At 72.3% G+C, this 16,707-nt stretch carries 15 protein-coding genes; 3 read left to right on the top strand and 12 right to left on the bottom strand.

Annotated features, from left to right (window positions below; all coding sequences use genetic code 11):
• Nucleotides 1-50: 50 nt before the first annotated feature.
• Together ABZ234_RS03280 and ABZ234_RS03285 are read left to right on the top strand one after the other, a co-directional pair.
• On the top strand, nucleotides 51-209 hold the full coding sequence (locus tag ABZ234_RS03280) for a hypothetical protein (RefSeq protein WP_267949780.1): 159 nt from the start codon (nucleotides 51-53) through the stop codon (nucleotides 207-209).
• 356 nt (nucleotides 210-565) lie between these two features.
• Nucleotides 566-1,096, top strand: coding sequence for an NUDIX hydrolase (locus ABZ234_RS03285; protein ID WP_355010808.1), 531 nt, complete (start codon nucleotides 566-568; stop codon nucleotides 1,094-1,096).
• Here the strand turns inward: ABZ234_RS03285 and ABZ234_RS03290 are convergent.
• Nucleotides 1,083-1,274 (bottom strand): hypothetical protein, encoded by a 192-nt coding sequence (locus ABZ234_RS03290; protein WP_355010809.1) that lies wholly within the window; start codon nucleotides 1,272-1,274, stop codon nucleotides 1,083-1,085. The genes ABZ234_RS03285 and ABZ234_RS03290 overlap by 14 nt on opposite strands.
• A 598-nt stretch (nucleotides 1,275-1,872) precedes the next feature.
• Here ABZ234_RS03290 and ABZ234_RS03295 point away from each other — a divergent pair.
• Nucleotides 1,873-2,115, top strand: a complete 243-nt coding sequence (locus ABZ234_RS03295; RefSeq protein ID WP_355010810.1) for a hypothetical protein — start codon at nucleotides 1,873-1,875, stop codon at nucleotides 2,113-2,115.
• A gap of 63 nt (nucleotides 2,116-2,178) precedes the next feature.
• Here the strand turns inward: ABZ234_RS03295 and ABZ234_RS03300 are convergent, their stop codons facing one another.
• From ABZ234_RS03300 to ABZ234_RS03350, 11 genes are all read right to left on the bottom strand, one after another.
• Nucleotides 2,179-2,703, bottom strand: a complete 525-nt coding sequence (locus ABZ234_RS03300; RefSeq protein WP_355010811.1) for a GNAT family N-acetyltransferase — start codon at nucleotides 2,701-2,703, stop codon at nucleotides 2,179-2,181.
• 11 nt (nucleotides 2,704-2,714) lie between these two features.
• Nucleotides 2,715-4,277 (bottom strand): asparagine synthase-related protein, encoded by a 1,563-nt coding sequence (locus ABZ234_RS03305; RefSeq protein WP_355010812.1) that lies wholly within the window; start codon nucleotides 4,275-4,277, stop codon nucleotides 2,715-2,717.
• 56 nt (nucleotides 4,278-4,333) lie between these two features.
• On the bottom strand, nucleotides 4,334-4,492 hold the full coding sequence (locus ABZ234_RS03310) for a hypothetical protein (protein ID WP_355010813.1): 159 nt from the start codon (nucleotides 4,490-4,492) through the stop codon (nucleotides 4,334-4,336).
• Nucleotides 4,493-4,670: 178 nt separating this feature from the next.
• Entirely contained in the window at nucleotides 4,671-4,814 is a 144-nt protein-coding gene (locus ABZ234_RS03315) for a hypothetical protein (RefSeq protein WP_355010814.1), read from the bottom strand.
• Nucleotides 4,815-4,879: 65 nt separating this feature from the next.
• Nucleotides 4,880-5,227 (bottom strand): hypothetical protein, encoded by a 348-nt coding sequence (locus tag ABZ234_RS03320; RefSeq protein ID WP_355010815.1) that lies wholly within the window; start codon nucleotides 5,225-5,227, stop codon nucleotides 4,880-4,882.
• Complete coding sequence (locus ABZ234_RS03325; RefSeq protein ID WP_355010816.1) at nucleotides 5,224-5,421, bottom strand: hypothetical protein; 198 nt, start codon at nucleotides 5,419-5,421, stop codon at nucleotides 5,224-5,226. The genes ABZ234_RS03320 and ABZ234_RS03325 overlap by 4 nt, the downstream gene beginning before the upstream one ends.
• A gap of 154 nt (nucleotides 5,422-5,575) precedes the next feature.
• The gene (locus ABZ234_RS03330; protein ID WP_355010817.1) at nucleotides 5,576-6,805 is read right to left on the bottom strand and encodes a helix-turn-helix transcriptional regulator; all 1,230 of its coding nucleotides are present in this window, start codon (nucleotides 6,803-6,805) and stop codon (nucleotides 5,576-5,578) included.
• 171 nt (nucleotides 6,806-6,976) lie between these two features.
• On the bottom strand, nucleotides 6,977-7,747 hold the full coding sequence (locus ABZ234_RS03335; RefSeq protein WP_355010818.1) for a hypothetical protein: 771 nt from the start codon (nucleotides 7,745-7,747) through the stop codon (nucleotides 6,977-6,979).
• Between the two features lie 406 nt (nucleotides 7,748-8,153).
• On the bottom strand, nucleotides 8,154-8,474 hold the full coding sequence (locus ABZ234_RS03340; RefSeq protein WP_355010819.1) for a phage portal protein: 321 nt from the start codon (nucleotides 8,472-8,474) through the stop codon (nucleotides 8,154-8,156).
• 215 nt (nucleotides 8,475-8,689) lie between these two features.
• Entirely contained in the window at nucleotides 8,690-8,899 is a 210-nt protein-coding gene (locus tag ABZ234_RS03345; RefSeq protein WP_355010820.1) for an MbtH family protein, read from the bottom strand.
• A 54-nt stretch (nucleotides 8,900-8,953) separates the two neighbouring features.
• The gene (locus ABZ234_RS03350) at nucleotides 8,954-16,681 is read right to left on the bottom strand and encodes an amino acid adenylation domain-containing protein (RefSeq protein WP_355010821.1); all 7,728 of its coding nucleotides are present in this window, start codon (nucleotides 16,679-16,681) and stop codon (nucleotides 8,954-8,956) included.
• Nucleotides 16,682-16,707 lie beyond the last annotated feature (26 nt).

Raw genomic sequence — 16,707 nt, forward strand, 5'->3', positions numbered from 1 at the left:
GATGCGGGGAAGTGGCCGGACATGTCCGTTCCCGGGTCTAGGGTTGGCGCATGACCGAATCGCAGGACATCCAGGCCCAGGCACGCGAAGCACTCCTCAAGAAGATCGTGGAGCTCGCTCCCGTGTCCGAGGAGGCCGAAGACGTGAAGGACCTCGCCGAGGCCTACGCGCTGATCGTCAGCACCGACGAGGAGCACGCAGGGCACTAGGGCGGACCACTGCCCTTCGGGCGCCGACGAGGAGTCGTCGGCGCCTTCGTCGTCCCCGGGGTCCCGAGCGCCGGCGAGGCCGGCCGCGGCCGTGGGTGCGACGATCGGGTTCCCGTCCTTGAGCAGACCGCCCCCCTCGTCCACCCGGGACGGTCCCCCACGTGCTTGGGTTCACGGAGGGCCCGTCCCAGTGCTATCTCCCGGGTATTCGATCCGGTTCTACTGGGTGGAGCCGGTGTCCGAATTGCAGGTGTACGTAGAGTTCACCGACGCCGCCGGAGTGCGCTGGCGGCTGCACCACCGCCACGGCCCGTCCGAGGCAATCGGGGAGGAATGACCCCCGCTAGGGTGCCCGTGTGACTACCCAGTGGACCATCCACGGCGAGAAGCTCGTGGACGAGAACAGGCACATCCGGCTGTCGACCGTCGAAATCACCCTCCCCGACGGGGTGTCCTTCACCCAATACGTGGTCAAGATGCCCCCGGCCGCAATGACTCTCGTGATGAACGATGCCCGCGAGGTACTGCTCATGCGGCGGCACCGGTTCATCATCGACCAGTGGGTGTGGGAGCTGCCCGGCGGTTACGTCAACACCTCCGAGGACGTCGAGCTCGCCGCCGCACGTGAGGTCGAGGAAGAGACCGGGTGGCGCCCGAGGACGATGGAGCACCTGGTCACGTTCCAGCCCGCCATCGGGTCCGTGGACCAGCCGCAGATCATCTACCTCGCCCGCGGCGCCGAGGCCACAGACACCGTCCCGGACGTCAACGAGGCGCAGGAGATCCGGTGGATCCCGCTCGACGACGCGGTGGACATGATCGCCCGCGGTGAGATCGTCGGAGCGTCCACGGTGGTGGCTGTGTACCGGGCGCTCAGCCTGACGTGAGGGCCCGTGCCCTCTCGCGGAACACCAGTACCTCCGGCCTGCTCGCGTGCGGGCGCAGCCGGTGGTCCAGCCGCCGCAGGTAGGACAGGGCGCGTTTGGACTGGAGCCCCTCCACGAGCCCCAAGGCGACGCCCCCGACGCGCACCGCCTCCTCGGGGGCGCCGGGTGCGTATCCCATCACCTGATTCGCAGAAACCGACCCTGGCCCCTTAACAGGGGACAGGGCCGTATCACGCACCCATACCTTTCAGGTTGACCCATCAAGGACTTGGAAATCCCCCGGCCAGCGAAGATGCGACGCGAATAGTCAAACGAAGCCTTCGATAATAGATATCCTTAATGGCCTTCTGTGCACTCGGGCCGAGCATATTCCACATCCTTTCTGATTTCTCATATAGATGACGGAATTCCCCCCTCGCCCGCCTCCGCTCATCCCACGCACCCCGATGGGTTCGCTTCGATACCTCGTCGATTTGAATAAGAAGTTCCCGATAAATCTTAATAAAATGGGATATCCCAGGAGGGGCAGCAGAACCCATGCGCCTCCTGACATACTCCATCTGCTTGATCCTCAGTCGCACTTGGCCTCTAATTTGACCTTGCCGGTAAGAACCAATTTTCTTCTCTCGATTCATCAACTCTGCTCTTCTACATCAGCCACCTCGGGTGATGCGACGTGGCTCTGGCGTTCACACGAGATGACGCTTTACCAACCGAAAAGGATCACATCAGCTTCCGTCAGACACGCCACGCCATTTCAACCAAGAAGGACGCCCATGACCCCCGAAGCACCCTCACCTGCTCCGACCTCGGCGCGGGACGCCCGTACCCGAGCGCTGCACACGCTCCTCCTGGGCGTGGCCGTCACCGTGGTCGTGAGCGTGGCGACCGCCGTCGCCCAGCTCGCCAGCGACGGCAGCGCCCTGACTCTGGCCACGGTCGTCGCTGCGGCCGGGACCGGCGCCGGTATGGCGCTCGTGGCCTACGTCCAGCGCCGCCGGAAGGGCCTGTCCAAGTAGGGCCCAACGCACGACCGCCCGCCCCTCCTTCCGGAGAGGCGGGCGGTCGTGTCGTGCCTTCGGTCAGACCGCGGCCGACTCCGACAAACCGAACTGCCCGAGGTTGAGGTGTTCCGCGCGGCGCGCGAGCAGGTACAGATGCCCTGAGCTCCGGTCCTGCTCCTTGACCAGGGAGAACCCCTGGGCCTCGTAGTACTTGACCAGCTCGGGGAAGAAACAGCCCCGCCGCACCCACTGGTGGCCGTGCCGTGCTGCCAGGTCGACCGCCCACAGGGCAATCAGGGTGCCGGGCTTGTGCTCCCGATAGGCCGGGTCGGTCACCGTCGTGAACAGGTACAAGGACTTCTCGGCCGCTTCCTCGGGAGTCCAGTCCTTCGGCGGAGCGTGGTTGGTCACCGTGGTGCATCCGACGATGCGGTCTCCATCTTCGAGCACCCACATGAACCCGGCCGCGGCCTGCCCGGCGAGGTCGTCCACGTTCTCACGCCAGGACTCCAACCCGCGCTGTTCCATCCAGTCACAGCGCGCGGTGATCATCAACGCGACTCCGGGGGTGTCGGCCTCGGTGGCGGGACGCATGGTGAACACGTCTGGTCCTCTCAGTGCAGGAAGGCGGTGGCGGACAGGTGCAGGCTCAGGACTTCCAGGATCTTCGCGTCGCGTTCTTCGAGGTAGCGTCCGGGAGCCAGACGTTCAACGCCCGTGCACAGCCCGTCGGGGTCCACCAGGCCCTCCTCGAACAGCACCGAGCCCTCGGCCAGCATACGAGCGAACAGCCCCGGGGCGTTGGTGATCAGGGCTTCCTCGATGACCTCGGCGAAGCTCTCCCGTTCGACCGGGTGCACCACGTCCTCGCTCATCCCGAGTGCCGCCAGGCGGCGCCGCTGGAGCTGCTTCAGCTCCCGCCAGGCGAACGGGAGCTGCTCGCCGAGTTCGACCATGGCCGGGTCAGCGAACGGGTGTACCGGCCACAGGCCGTGCCTCAACAGCACGGGCGCGGTAGTCTCCAGCGTCAGCAGGGTCATGGAGTTGACCAGCGCCGGGGGTGCGATCCCGTCATCGGCGAACTCCAGCACGCCCGGGACGCGAGGGCCGACCCAGGGGAGGAACTGGGTGTCGGTGATCTCGCCGAGTCCCTTGTGGGGTTCCTCTTCCTGGGTGAGGGCGACCATCTCGTCACCGCCGAGGCCGGTCACGACGGTGCGGGCCCCTGCCGCGGCGACCGCGCGGGCCATCTCGACGAACGGGAGGTGCAGGGGTTCCTCGGTGGGGTTGACCACGTGGCCGTTGACCCAGGGGCAGTCGGGCGAGAGGGGGAGGTAGCGCATGGCGTCGATGATGATGTCGGTGTCGGCGAACGCCACACGGGATCGGATCTCTGTGCGGCGTCGGATCTGCTGCTCGCGTCCCGGGCCGCCGATCAGCAGGGTGGCCGTGGGAACCAGGCCGGGGTGCCGTTCGGCCGCACGAGTGGCCACGGTGCCCGAGTCGAACCCGCCGGTCAGGTGGAACAGAGTGGTCTCCTCGGCCCAGGGGCGGCGGTCCATCGCCGTGTCCATGGTCGCGATGAACGCGCCCAGGACGTCGGCGGCCGGTGCCAGCTCCCTGGGGGACCGGTGCAGCGCGGGCTCGGGGTAGGTGATCCACAGGGACCCTCCGTAGTGCGCGACCGCCCGCTCGGTGAGCCGGTGCACACCCCGGTACAGCGTCTCCGACGAGTAGCGGGGCCGGTAGATCAGCAGCCGGGCGACCTCCTTGGAGTTGAGCCCGGTGGCATGATCGCGCAGGTCCGCCATGTCCCACGACCCGAACAAGGCCAGCTGGTCGGCGGCCAGATACAGGGGTGTGGTCCGAGCCGACCCGGCGGTGACGCGCACCGGCCGGCCGGGGTCGGTCTCCACGAGGACGAAGTCGGTCGGCCAGTCGGTGACGGCTCCGAGGGCCTGGTCGTACTCGGCGGGGGTGAGGTCGCGGACGCTGGGGTCACAGGTCGGGCGGTCGGCGACGCGTTCGCGGACCACAAGCAGGGTGCGTCGTCCGTCGGTTGCGGCCAGGTGCTCGACCATCGGGTGGTCGAAGGGCTCGATCCGGCTGCGAGTGTCCAGGGTGCTGTAGCACGCCCCGGACCAGTGCCAGGTTGGGTTCTCGCTGTAGGGGGTCAAACGCAATCTCAACATGGAGTGCTCCGGGGCGTGCGTAGGTTCAGCGGATCAGGTGGCTAGCGGGCGGTGGTGTCGTAGGTGTGGGCGGCGTCGCCCGACCCCGACGACTTCTTGTACTCGTGGCTCTGCTCGGGGCTCTGCACCACTTCCCGGGCGGGTGAGGTGAACAGGCCAGTCGTGGGTGGGGTGTTGGGCGGGGGCGTGAAGTCGGTCAACGTGTCTCCTTCTGTGGAACGGGGTCCGGGTTCTACCCAGCGAGGACTACCCGCCGGGCAGGACCTCCACATCATCGGTGGACGAGGGGCTTGGCCGACTACCCCCCGCACCGGTGGCACAGCTTTCCGGGGCAGTCTGCGCCGCACTGGGCGCATGGTCCCTTTTTCTGCATGGGTCTCACCTCCCATCTCTGGTCACGGTCATCACGTCACCGCACGCGCATGTCGCCGTGCGGATATCGAGGTAGGCGGGTTCGGGCGGGTCCGGCCGGTAGTCGTGGCTTCCGCTGGGCGTCTTCTCGCACCTGGTGGTGCCGTCCACGCTGTGCTCCTCGGGGGAGGTGTGGAAGGGTGCGACCCCGCCCCCTTGCGGGGCCGCGCCCGGTCTCAGTGGGTGGCGCGGATGGCCGCGGTGAGGACGGCCTGGAGTGCGCCGGCGGGGCCGTCGAGGGTCCCGGGTGGCGCGACCAGGGCGCGGCCGACCGCCTCAGCGGCCGTCAGCGACGGCGGGTCCTCGGGAAGGGTCTCCAGCGGGGACCGCCAGGACATCGACTGCGGGTGCGGGTCGCGGACCGGGGCGACCACGACGCGGATCACGGGGCCGCGGCGGGCGGCGTAGACCGGGTGCCCCTCGTGGTCGGGGCCCTGGTAGGTGATGCGGACCCCGTGAGCGGCGGCCCATGCGGTGAGCGCCGCCATGGTCGGGATTTCGCGGAGGTCGCAGGCGAGCGTCACGCGGCCTCCTGCCGTGTGGCAAGGCGGCTATTCGCCTGGATCAGGGGGATCGGCCCCGTGATCGGGTTCGGCCGGGGAGGCTGGGCGATGGTCGGGGCGATGTAGGCGCGCCCGCGGCGGCCCCGGTGACGGGCGTTCCTGGAGTCGTAGGCGTGCGTGAACCACACGCGGATTCGGGGGATAAGGTCGCTCATGTCAGCGCTCCGTTGCAGCGTTGGCCACGCCCCGGGAGCCTTCCTACGAGCTCGCCGGGGTCTGGATTGCCTGAGGCTACGGCGCTGGAAACGACAGAGGGGGTAGCGTCGCTACCCCCTCGCCAAGGGGTACAAGTTGTACCCCCGCCCTCCTCTACGCGATCTGTACACCGATGTTGCGTGCGAGACGGTGCACGTCGTCGCGGATCATACTGTTCCGGGTCGCTCCCAGGTTGATCACGGCCGACCGGGCGAAGCGGTTGAACCGTGTTGTCTCGGGTGACTCCTCGAAGGCTTTCCCGAGGAGGTGGACGACCGCGACGCTCTCTCCCTGGAGGTCGTGGGCGCGTGCCGACTCGATCATGTGGAAGCTCCGGCGGGTGGCCGAGGGCATCGAGGACAGGTCGACACTGCCGGCCGCTCGAACGGCGGTGCCCCCCTTGAGCAGATCCGCGTTCATTGTGATCGCGTAGGCGTCCACCATGCCCCGTCCGAAGATCAGATAGGGGTGGGCGTACCTGTCACCGAGGCGTTTGGCGGCCCCGTCCGCGCGGTCCCAGTAGCGCCAGGCGTCGCCGTCCCGGCCGACCTTCGCATATGACAGGGCAGCGGCGAGCTGGAGGAGCCCCCACCTGGCGAGGTCTTCGGGGCCCTTGCTGGGGTGGACCAGTCGGGCGGCGCTCATCGCCAGGTCCACGCGTGCCTCGTGGCGCTCTCCCGCGTCACGGAAGACGTGGTTCATGTACCAGGCGGCAACGGCCATCGCGTGTGGGTCGTCGGCGTCCTGGGCAGCGGCCATCGCACGGTCGCCGGTCAAGGTGACCAGTTCCTGTGCGGGCTGGTAGCTCAGGTAGAGCTGTGCGAGGTGGTAGACCTGCGCGAGCGCGGAAAGCACCTGCCTTCGTTCGTTGCCTTCCACCTGCCGGGAAGTGCGCTGGAGGTCCGCCAGGAGTCCGGGGAGCACTTCCGCGATCCGGGTGCGGTGGTTGCGGTTCCCGTGCCAGAGCTGCCATGCGTGGCGCACACGGTCCGCCACCTGCCGGGATGTCAGCGGTTCCTCGGCGTTCGTCGTGAGATGGTACGTCGTCAGTGCGGTACGAACCGCTGGCAGCGCTACGTGGGCGTCCCTGGTGACCGTCGTGGCTGACAGGCGGTCTTCGCCCGTGAGCTCCGCGAGATCCTTGACCTGGAGTACCTCGGCCAGGCGCAGGAGCAGGGGCAGACGAGGAACACCCAGACGGCCGGTCTCGATGGCCTTGACCCATTCCGCTGAGCGGCCGACCAGCCCCCCGAGAACGGCCCGGGTCTGTCCGTTGCGCGTCCGGTGGGCCTGTACGCGTTTACCGAAGGGGGCCGAGTTCGTCGGGGTGGCATCGTTGGGCATAGGCCCTGTCCCTTCCTGTCAGGTCGCACTCTCAGGCTAAGGGGCCGGGCCTCTGCCGTGTAGGTTTCGAACCTGCGCCATCTCAGACGCCCGGGGTGCGGCTGTTCCCAGGTTCTCAACAGAACCTGCGGGTCTGCGAACGCCACGCGGCGCCCGGATGCCGATGGGTGCCTACGCGACGACGCGCATCTTCTGCAGGTGTCGGCGCACCGTGGACACGCCCACGACGCTCGCGATCTGCTCAGCGCCATGCCCGGGATGCGCGGCGATGCGCTCACGGGGGGCGAGATCAGCCCGGCGACGCGCCTCGACGGCGGGGAGCACGCGCTCGGTGGTCGCCTCACCCGCGTCCGCGCTCGCGGGCTCGACGGTGCGCGCGGCGCGAGCAAATCCCTGCTCAGGCACGATGTGCTCACGCGTGGCCAGGGCGCGCGGGGATCCTCCGGCGGCAGTGGCGAGCGCTTCGGCGCGCATCCTCGTGCGCGTCGCGGACGCCTGCTCGCGCGCACGCCAGTCCTCCAGCTCCGCGACCGCGTGTGCTCCCTTGGCGAGCGCCTGCGCGCGGGCCCGTGTGCGCGCCACGCACTTCACCGGAAGCAGGCGACGGTCCCCAGGGAGCACCCACCCGGCGACGTGCTCGCCGCCGATGCGCACGCGAACACCAGGGCGCACCGGCACCCACCGGGGCACGTCCTCGGTGTCGTCTTCGCCCTGGTCCTCATCAAGGAGGACGGGCGCGGAGTCAGCGAGCGACGGCGCGCGCGACCCGTCCGCGAACGTCCACAGGTCCGCGTCGCGCACACCGTCCTGGACGACCGCGATCATGTAGGCGGCCGCGGCTGCGCCGATCGGACCGAGGGCGTGTCTGGCGAGCGCGGCCCGGCGCCGGATGCGCTCGCGGATCTCGGTGATCTCGCCCGGCTCGGGCACGCGCTCAGACACCGGGCACCTCCGCGCGGCCCTCGTAGGCCGCGGCCAGCTCGCCCAGGAGAGCGTCAAGGCGGGCAGCGCAGCGCCGAGCGCGCAGCCGACGGCCCGCTCGTACCCGTGCCGGTCGAGAAGATCGAACATGTCGGCGAGCAAGCCAGCACTGGGGCGCACCGGTGGGGTGCTGGGGGCGGTCACTGGGCACCGAGACCATCCCCACGTGCGTGGGGCTCACGCGATGCGTGCCTCCTCGGCGTCTCCCCACGCCGGTCCATCCCCACGTGCGTGGGGCTCACTGCCCACCTACGTCCCCACCCCAGAGGGAATGCGGTCCATCCCCACATGCGTGGGGCTCACTCGAGGGCGAGGGCATGACCGAGCAGGACTGGACGGTCCATCCCCACATGCGTGGGGCTCACGCTTAACGACCTGCAACAACGCGGGACGTTATTTCCGCGAGTCCTACTGGCCAGTCAAGGAAATGGCCGGCCTCGGCTCCCACCAGGATCGGCGGCACGCCGAACACCGAGCAGATGAGCACCTCCGCGACGGTGCGCAGGTCCGGGAACTCCGACTTCTCGAGGGCGAGCCTGAGGACCTTGACGTCCATATCCTGCCGCAGCACCGCCGGTCCGCCGCGGCGACCACTGCCGAACTTCTGCTTCCACTCGGTGATGAGCCGGTCGGCAACTTCCTCTCCGAGCTCCTGCTGGACGGGTATCTCTCGCGCGCCCCGTTTCATCGGCCCTCGGAGAACGGGTTGCCCATCTCGTAGACATCTCCTGTCACTCCAGGCGGTCCGAGGCACCTGGGCAAGCGTGACGAACAGGCCCTGCCCCGCAGGGGCCCGTCCGCGTCTTCTCCACAGGGCGGGCTTGGAGTCCCCGCGGCGGGACGACGCGGAGCGCGGCTCCCGGGGACACGTCCCGGTCACCGGCTCCGCGCGTCCCGGCGCGGTCAACCCTCCTGCGCGGCGATCAGGCTCGCCGGACGCAGGTCGGTCCACTCGCGCTCCACGTACTCCAGCGCCTCGGCCCGGGAGGACTCGCCCTGGGCCACCCGCCACCCCCGGGGCACCTCGGCGAAGGCCGGCCACAGGGAGTGCTGTCCCTCGTCGTTGACCAGCACCAGGAAACGGCCGTCCTCGTCGTCGAAGGGATTGCTCACGTCGATCGTTCTCCTTTGTCGTCGTGGGTCTCGCGCGCCGTTCGCGCGACACCGTCAGCGCGCGCGGCGGTCCCGTGCGCGTCCGCGTCCGGCCTCGCGCACGAGTGCGCGCAACCGCTCGGCGTACTCGTCGGCCAGGGCCCGGACCGTCGCGGTCCGGTGCCGGTGGGCCGAGTAGGTCCAGGAGAGCTCCAGCCGCTCCCCGACCACGGCGCCGGTCACGTCGAACAGGCTGGTGCGCTCCTCGTCCGGGGCGTGGTCGCACGGCGGCAGGGGCAGCGGCCGGCACACCGGCCCCTCACCCCGGTCGCCGAAGCGCCCCAGGTAGTTGAAGGTCACCGGCGGCTCGGGCATCGCGACCAGTGCCGCGGGGCCCCGCCCCCCGGCCAGCTCCCGCAGCGCCCCGAAGCCGATCCCGTCCGGGGCGGCCCGACGCCGCCCGCGCGCGACGGCGATCGCCCCGGCGGTGTCGGCGTCCGCGGGGACCTCCAACAGCACCGGGTGGATCGCGGTGAACCAGCCCACCGTGCGGGACAGGTCCACGTCGTCGAACAGGTCCTCGCGCCCGTGCCCCTCCTTGGCCACCAACAGGCGGGGGGAGCCGCTCCAGCCGGTCAGCACCTTCGCCAGCGCGCCGAGCAGGACGTCGTCGATGCTGCTGCGCAGGTTGCCGGGCACCCGGCGCAGCAGGACCGCGGTCTCCTCGGCCGACAGGGAGGCCGTGAGGACCCGCTGCGAGGCCACGTCGTTGGGTCCGGAGTCCGACTCCACGGGAAGGCGCGCGTCCGCGGCCCGGGCCGCCAGGTCGGACCAGTGGTCGACGTCCCCGTCGAAGGCCCCCCGGGCGGTGTGCTCCCCGAGACGGCGGGCCCACTCCGGGAACGGCGTGGTGGGCGCGCCCAGGTCCACCTTCTCGCCCCGGTCCAGTTGTCCGTAGGCGGTGGCCAGGTCCTCCAGCAGCACCCGCCAGGACACGGCGTCGACCACCAGGTGGTGCGCCGACAGCAACACCCGAGGGGCCCGGCGGGGACCGGCGTCGAACACCACGGCCTCGAACAGCGGCCCCCGTGCGAGCCGTTCGGCGTGGCGTGCGCGCAGCGCCTCGCGCTCCACCGCCCGCTCCAGCTCCTCGCCGTCCACCCGCACCACCCGGGCACGGTGGGGCGTGTCGGCGTCCAGGTGCCCGTGCGGGCCGTCCCCGGTGTCGACGACCCTCAGGCGCAGCATGTCGTGGTGGGCGGGCAGGCTGTCGGCGGCCCGCGCCCACAGGTCGGGATCGGTGCCCTCGGCGACCTCGAACAGCAGCGACATGTCGAAGTGCTCGGGGCGGCGGGTACGGGTGCGGAAGAACCAGCGGTCCACGGGGGTGGGCGGGACGGGGCCGGTGACCGGGGTCCGCACACCGGTGTCGCCGGTGATCCCGCCCCGGTCGGCCGCGGCGGCCAGGCCGGCGACCGTCTGGTGCAGGAAGGCGTCGCGGGTGGTGACGTTCCACCCCGCCTCGCGCACGCGCGAGACCAGCTGGATGCTCAGGATCGAGTCGCCGCCCAGGGCGAAGAAGTTGTCGTGGCGGCCCACGTCCGCCACGTGCAGCAGCTCCGACCAGATCCGCGCCAGCGCCTGCTCGGTGGCGCCGCGCGGTACCGTGTCCTCCCGCGCCCGCTCGGCGGGCTCGTCCGGTTCGGGCAGCGCCGCCCGGTCCACCTTGCCGTTGGCGTTGAGGGGGATGGCCCGCAGGGGCACCACGGCCCCCGGGACCATGTAGTCGGGCAGGGTCTCGCGCAACCGCTCGCGCACGTCCGGCAGGTCCGTCCTCCCCTCCTCGCGGGGAACCACGTAGGCGACCAGGCCGCGCGCCCCCGAGGCGGCGCGACGGACCTGGACGGTGGCCTGCTCCACGTCGGGCAGACGCAGCAGGGCCGCCTCCACCTCACCCGGCTCGATGCGGAACCCGCGCAGTTTGACCTGGGAGTCGGCGCGACCGGTGTACTCCAGCTCCCCGGAGTTGTTCCAGCGGACCAGGTCGCCGGTGCGGTAGAGCCGACCGCCGTCGCCGAAGGGGTCGGCCACGTACCGTTCGGCGGTCAGGGCCGGTCGGCCGTGGTAGCCGCGCGTGACCCGCCCGCCCACGTACAGCTCGCCGATCGCGCCCACCGGCACCGGCCGCAGGCGCTCGTCCAGCACGTGCAGCCGCGTGCCGTCCAGGGGACGGCCGATCGGCACCGGGTCGGGGGTGGCGCCCTCGCGGGGCAGCGCGTGGTGGGCGGCGAAGGTGGTGGTCTCGGTGGGTCCGTACCCGTTGGCCACCGTCGTGTCCGGGCAGGCGCGCCGCACCAGTTCTACCGCGTGCGGGCTCGCCGCCTCGCCACCGGTGACGACCTGCTCCATCCCCGCGAAGCAGGAGGGGTCCTGGGCGGCGTAGAGGTTGAACAGCGCCGCGGTGACGAAGGTGGCGCTGACCCCGTGCCCGGAGACCAGCGCGGCGAAGCCGTCCGCGTCCAGTCGGCCCGGCGGGGCCACCACGACGGTGCCTCCGGTCAGCAGGGCCGCCCAGATCTCGTAGGTGGCGGCGTCGAAGGCGTGCGAGGAGTGGAAGAGCGTGCGCCGGGCGTGCCCGCCCGACCAGCGCCGGTCCGCCGCCAGGCGCACCACGTCGGTGTGGGTCACCGCCACTCCCTTGGGCATCCCGGTGGAACCCGAGGTGTACATGACGTAGGCGAGCTGGTCGGGGTGGGTCCGGTCCAGGCCCTCGACGGGGGCGCCGGCGTCCGGCACGGGGTCGAGGGCGTCGACCGACACCGCCGGGACCGCGGAGGGCGCCCGGGAGGCGCAGGCCGCGTCGGTGACCACGCACGGGGCCCCGGTCCCGGAGACCAGGAGGCGCACGCGTTCGGCGGGGTCGTCGGGGTGCACGGGGACGTAGGCGCCCCCGGCGCGCAGCACGGCGAGCATCGCGGTGACCACGTGCGGACCCCGCTCCAGGATCAGGGGCACGGGGGTTTCGGGCCCCACTCCCAGCGAGCGCAGCCGTACGGCCAGGGCCGCCGAGGCCCGGTCGAGTTCAGCGTAGGTCATCGTCATGCCGGGTCCCGCCAGGGCGGGTGCGTCGGGCAGGGCGCGCGCCCGCTCGCCGAACACCGCGGGCACCGACGCCGGCGGGCACCCGGGGGCGCCCGTGCTCCAGGAGCGCAGGGCCTCGGCCTCGTCCGGCGCGGGTACGGGGTCCAGCTCCCGCACGGGCGCATGCGGGGCACGGGAGAGCAGGTCCAGGGTGGCGGCCAGGTGGTGGGCGATCCGGTCGGCCGTGCGGGCGTCGAACAGGTCGGTGTCGTACTCCACCGCGCCCAGCAGCCGCCCGTCCTCCTCGGCGAACTCCACCGTCAGGTCGAACTGGGTGTGCCGGTGGGCGACTGCGTGGGGGCGCGCGTCGAGGCCGTCCGCCTTCCAGGGGGCGCCCGGTGTGTTCCGCAGCGTCACCAGGGCCTGGACCAGGGTGGGGCGGGAGGGGTCGCGCTCCTGCCCGGTCGCGTCCACGACCGTGTCGAAGGGGACCTCGCCGTGCTCGAACGCGGCCAGGACGGTCGCGCGCACGTGGGCCAGCAGCGCGGAGGCGGACGCGTCGGGGTCCACCCGCAGGCGCAGGGCCACGGTGTCGACGAAGAACCCCACCACGTTCTCCAGGTCGGCGCCGTCGCGTCCGGAGGTCACCGTGCCCATCACCACGTCGTGCCGGCCGCTGTGGCGCGCGAGCGTCAGTGCGGTGGCCGCGACCAGCACCATGAACAGCGTCAGGCCGTGGTCGGACTCCAGCTCGCGCACGCGCCCGCGCACCCGTGCGGGGACCTCGAAGGAGCGCGCGGCGCCGCGGCCGCGCCGTTGGGCGGGCCGGGGCCGGTCGGTCGGCAGTTCCAGGGGCTCGACCCCGGCCAGGTGGTCGCGCCAGTACCGCAGGTGTTCCCCGAAGGCCCCCGAGCGCGCCCGTTCCTCCTGCCACACGGCCACGTCGGTGGAGCGCAGGAGCACCGGCTCCAGACCCGCGGCCCCGGGCAGTTCCCCGGCCGGGACGTGGGGCCGTTCCCGGGCGGCCCGGTAGAGCTCTCCCAGCTCCCCGACGAGCACCGACATGGACCAGGCGTCGGTGACGATGTGGTGCATGGTGATCGCCAGGACGTTGTCGTCCTCGTCCACGCGGACCAGCACCGCCCGGGTCAGGGGGCCGCGGGCCAGGTCGAAGGGCCGGGAGGCGAACTCCTCCAGCAGCGCGTCCAGCCGTTCCTCGCGCCCGCCCCCGGGTGCGCCGCCCAGGTCGACGGCGGCCAGGGGCAGGCCGGTGGCGTCGAGCACGACCTGGTGGGGCGCGCCGTCCCGGGAGGGGAAGACCGTGCGCAGCGCCTCGTGGCGCGCGGCCAGGGCGTCCAGGGCGCGCTCCAGCGCCGGGACGTCCAACGCGCCGGACAGGCGCAGCGCGCCGCCGGAGTTGTACCCGGCCCCTCCCGGCGAGTACTGGTCCAGGAACCACATCCGGCGCTGCGCGGCGGACAGGGGCGCCGGACCCTCGTGCTCCACGCGCACGGGTGCCGAGCGGTGCTCGCCGGGGCCCTCGTAGAGCTCGGCCAGCGCGGCGACGGTGGGCCGCTCGAACAGCGCCCGCAGCGGGGGGCGGGCGCCGAGCCGGTCGGCGGCGCGGGCGAGCATGCGCACCCCGCTGACGGAGTCGCCGCCCACGCGGAAGAAGTCGTCGTGCACGCCGACGCGCTCCAGGCCGAGCAGGGAGCACCACACCGCGGCCAGCTCCCGCTCCGCGGTGGTGCGCGGGGCCGTGTACCCGTTCCCGGAGCGCCCGGTCCAGTCCACGGCGGGCAGCGCGCGCCGGTCGGTCTTGCCGTTGGCGGTCACCGGGATGTCGTCCAGGACGACGAAGGCCGCCGGGACCAGGTAGGAGGGCAGCGACCGGGCGGCCCGCTCCAAGTCCTCGGGGCTCGTGGCGCACCCGGGCGCGGGGACGGCGTAGGCGACCAGACGGCGCGAGGCGCCGGTGCCGTCGGCCACCACCACGGCCCGTTCCACCTCGGGAAGGCGGGTGAGCACGTGCTCGACCTCGCCCGGTTCGACGCGGTGGCCGCGGATCTTGACCTGGTCGTCGGTGCGGCCCAGGAACTCCAGCCGTCCGCGGCGGCGCACGACCAGGTCGCCGGAGCGGTACATGCGCCCGCCCTCGGCGTCCGGGTCGGCGACGAAGCGTTCCGCGGTGGTGCCGGGCAGCCCGAGGTAACCGTGGGCCAGCCCGTCGCCGCTGATGTAGAGCTCGCCGGGGACGCCGTCGGGCACCGGGCGCAGCCACCGGTCCAGGATCCGGACACGGGTGCCCGCCACCGGGTCGCCCAGGGCGGGGGTTCCCGCTCCCGAGAGCGGGGCGCTGATGGTGGTGCACACGGTGGACTCGGTGGGCCCGTAGCCGTTGTACACGGCCCGGTCGTCGCAGAAGCGGGCGATCTGCTCGCCGGGGCAGGCCTCGCCCGCCACGAGCAGGTGTTCCACCGGTCCCAGTTCCTCGGGGGACAGGCCGGGCAGGAGCGCCGGGGGCAGCGTCACGTGGGTGATGCGGTGCTCGCGCAGGGCGCGGGGCAGTCCCTCGCCCATCAGGGAGGGGCGTGGCAGCAGTACCGCCGCGGCCCCGTTGAGCAGTGCCACCGTCATCTCGGCGACGGCCGCGTCGAAGCTGGGGGAGGCGAACTGGAGCACCCGGCATCCGGGGTCCACACGCATGCGCTCGCCCTGGGTGGCGGCCAGGGCGGCCAGGCCGCGGTGCGCCACCAGCACGCCCTTGGGCCTGCCGGTGGAGCCGGAGGTGTGGATGAGGTAGGCGGGGTCCTCGGGGTGCAGCGCCTCGCGCAGCGGCTCCGCCCGGGCCACGGCGGGGTCCGCCGCGTCCAGCGTCGGGAGGCCCGCGGGCAGCCGGGGGGCGGACGCGGCGTCGACGATCACGGCGCGCGGCGCGGCGTCCTCCAGGACGGTGGCCAACCGCTCGGTCGGGTACTCCGGGTCCAGGGGCACGTAGACCGCTCCCGCGTACACCACGCCCAGCAGCGCCTCGCCCAGGGCCGTGCCCCGCTCCACGCACACCCCGACGCGGTCGCCCCGCCGTACGCCCAGCTCCCGCAGGCGACGGGCCGTGCGCGCGGCCCGGTCGTCGGCCTCGGCGAAGGAGACGGTGCGGTCCGCGTCGACCAGCGCGGGGTCCGCGGGGCGCAGCCGGGCCTGCTCCGCGAACAGGTCGGGCAGGGGCCGCGGGCGCGGGCCGGGCGCCCCGGTCCAGGCGCGTTCCGATTCCTGTGTCCGCTCGCGGTCCGTCAGTGGCAGGGCCCGCAGGGGGCGGGGGTCCTCCGCGTCCTCCAGCACCCGCACCAGGTCCGCGACCAGGCGCTCCACGGTGGCACGGTCGAACAGTGCGGTGTCGAACTCGGCCGACCCCGCGACACCGTCGGGACCGGGGCGGAACTCCAGGGTCAGGTCGAAGACCGACTGGCCGCGCCGCACCTGCACCGGTTCCGCGTCCAGGTCGCCCAGGCCCGCCTCCCCGGAGGTCCGGGCGCTCTGGAAGACCACCGCGGCCTGCACCAGCGGCGGCACCGCGGGGTCGCGTTCGGTCAGGACGGCGTCCACGACCGTGTCGAAGGGGACCTCGCCGTGGTCGAGGTCGGCGAGGAACCCGGCACGCGTCCGGTCGAGCAGTTCCGCGAAGGACAGCTCCTCGTCCACCTGTTGGCGCACGGCCAGGGTGTTGACGAAGAAGCCCGTCATCCGGTGCAGCCGCCGGTCCTCGCGTCCGGAGGTGACGGTGCCCAGCACCACGTCGGGGTTGCGGCTCCAGCGGGCGGCGGTCACCTGGGCCGCGGTCAGCAGCACCGTGGACAGGTGGGCGCCGTGTCCGGAGGCCAGGCGTTCCAGGCGTTCCACCAGCGGAGCGGGCAGGGAGAAGGGCAGGGTGTCGCCCGCGCCGTCGCGTACGGCAGGCCGCGGCCGGTCGGTGGGCAGCTCCAGCACGGGGGGGTCGGCGAGTCTGCGGCGCCAGTGGTCCAGCGAGCGGGTCAGTGCGGCCCCGTCCAGGCGCGAGCGCTGCCAGGAGGCGTAGTCGGCGTACTGGGCGGTCAGCGGGTCCAGGTCGGCGGCCAGGGCGTCCGGCGCGCGGCCGGGGTCGGCGGTGGCGGCGCGGTAGAGGGTGTCCAGCTCGCCGCGCAGCAGGTCCAGGGACCAGCCGTCGGTGACGATGTGGTGCAGGCACAGCACCAGCACGTGGCTGTCGGGTCCCTCCACCAGGAGCCGGCTCCGCAGCAGGGGGCCGCGCTCCAGGTCGAAGGGCAGGGCGTACTCGTGGGCCGCCCTCTCGGCGGACTCCTCGCGCCCCCCGGTCGCGGTCGTGGGGAGGTCCACCTCGTAGGGGGCGCCGACGACCTGCCGCCCCTCGCCGTCCACCTCGGTGAAGGTGGTGCGCAGGGACTCGTGCCGGTGCACCAGCGCGGTCAGGGAGCGTCGCAGCGCCCCGGCGTCCAGGTCCCCGGTCAGTCTCAGGACCAAGGCGGAGTTGTAGTCGGTGCGCCCCGGCCGCATCTGGTCCAGGACCCAGAGCCGCTGCTGGGCGAAGGACAGCGCGACCGGGCGGTCACGGGGGACGCGGGGGATGTCCTGGCCGCCCCCGTCACGCGCGCGCAGGCGGCGCAGGACCTCCTCGCGCGCCCTGGCGCGGTCGAGCTCGGAAGTGTGGTCAACGGGGGCGTCGCTCATGGTCGCTGTGCCGGTCCTCGTGTGCG

It is taken from the genome of Nocardiopsis sp. NPDC006198 (assembly GCF_040613895.1).
Taxonomy (GTDB): domain Bacteria; phylum Actinomycetota; class Actinomycetes; order Streptosporangiales; family Streptosporangiaceae; genus Nocardiopsis; species Nocardiopsis tropica.

What these genes read in the sequence shown, in the direction of transcription:
- ABZ234_RS03325 (WP_355010816.1), bottom strand. Translation starts at nt 5,421, where the DNA reads ATGAGCGACCTTATCCCCCGAATCCGCGTGTGGTTCACGCACGCCTAC.
- ABZ234_RS03350 (WP_355010821.1), bottom strand. Translation starts at nt 16,681, where the DNA reads ATGAGCGACGCCCCCGTTGACCACACTTCCGAGCTCGACCGCGCCAGG.
- ABZ234_RS03330 (WP_355010817.1), bottom strand. Translation starts at nt 6,805, where the DNA reads ATGCCCAACGATGCCACCCCGACGAACTCGGCCCCCTTCGGTAAACGC.
- ABZ234_RS03340 (WP_355010819.1), bottom strand. Translation starts at nt 8,474, where the DNA reads ATGAAACGGGGCGCGCGAGAGATACCCGTCCAGCAGGAGCTCGGAGAG.
- ABZ234_RS03295 (WP_355010810.1), top strand. Translation starts at nt 1,873, where the DNA reads ATGACCCCCGAAGCACCCTCACCTGCTCCGACCTCGGCGCGGGACGCC.
- ABZ234_RS03280 (WP_267949780.1), top strand. Translation starts at nt 51, where the DNA reads ATGACCGAATCGCAGGACATCCAGGCCCAGGCACGCGAAGCACTCCTC.
- ABZ234_RS03290 (WP_355010809.1), bottom strand. Translation starts at nt 1,274, where the DNA reads ATGGGATACGCACCCGGCGCCCCCGAGGAGGCGGTGCGCGTCGGGGGC.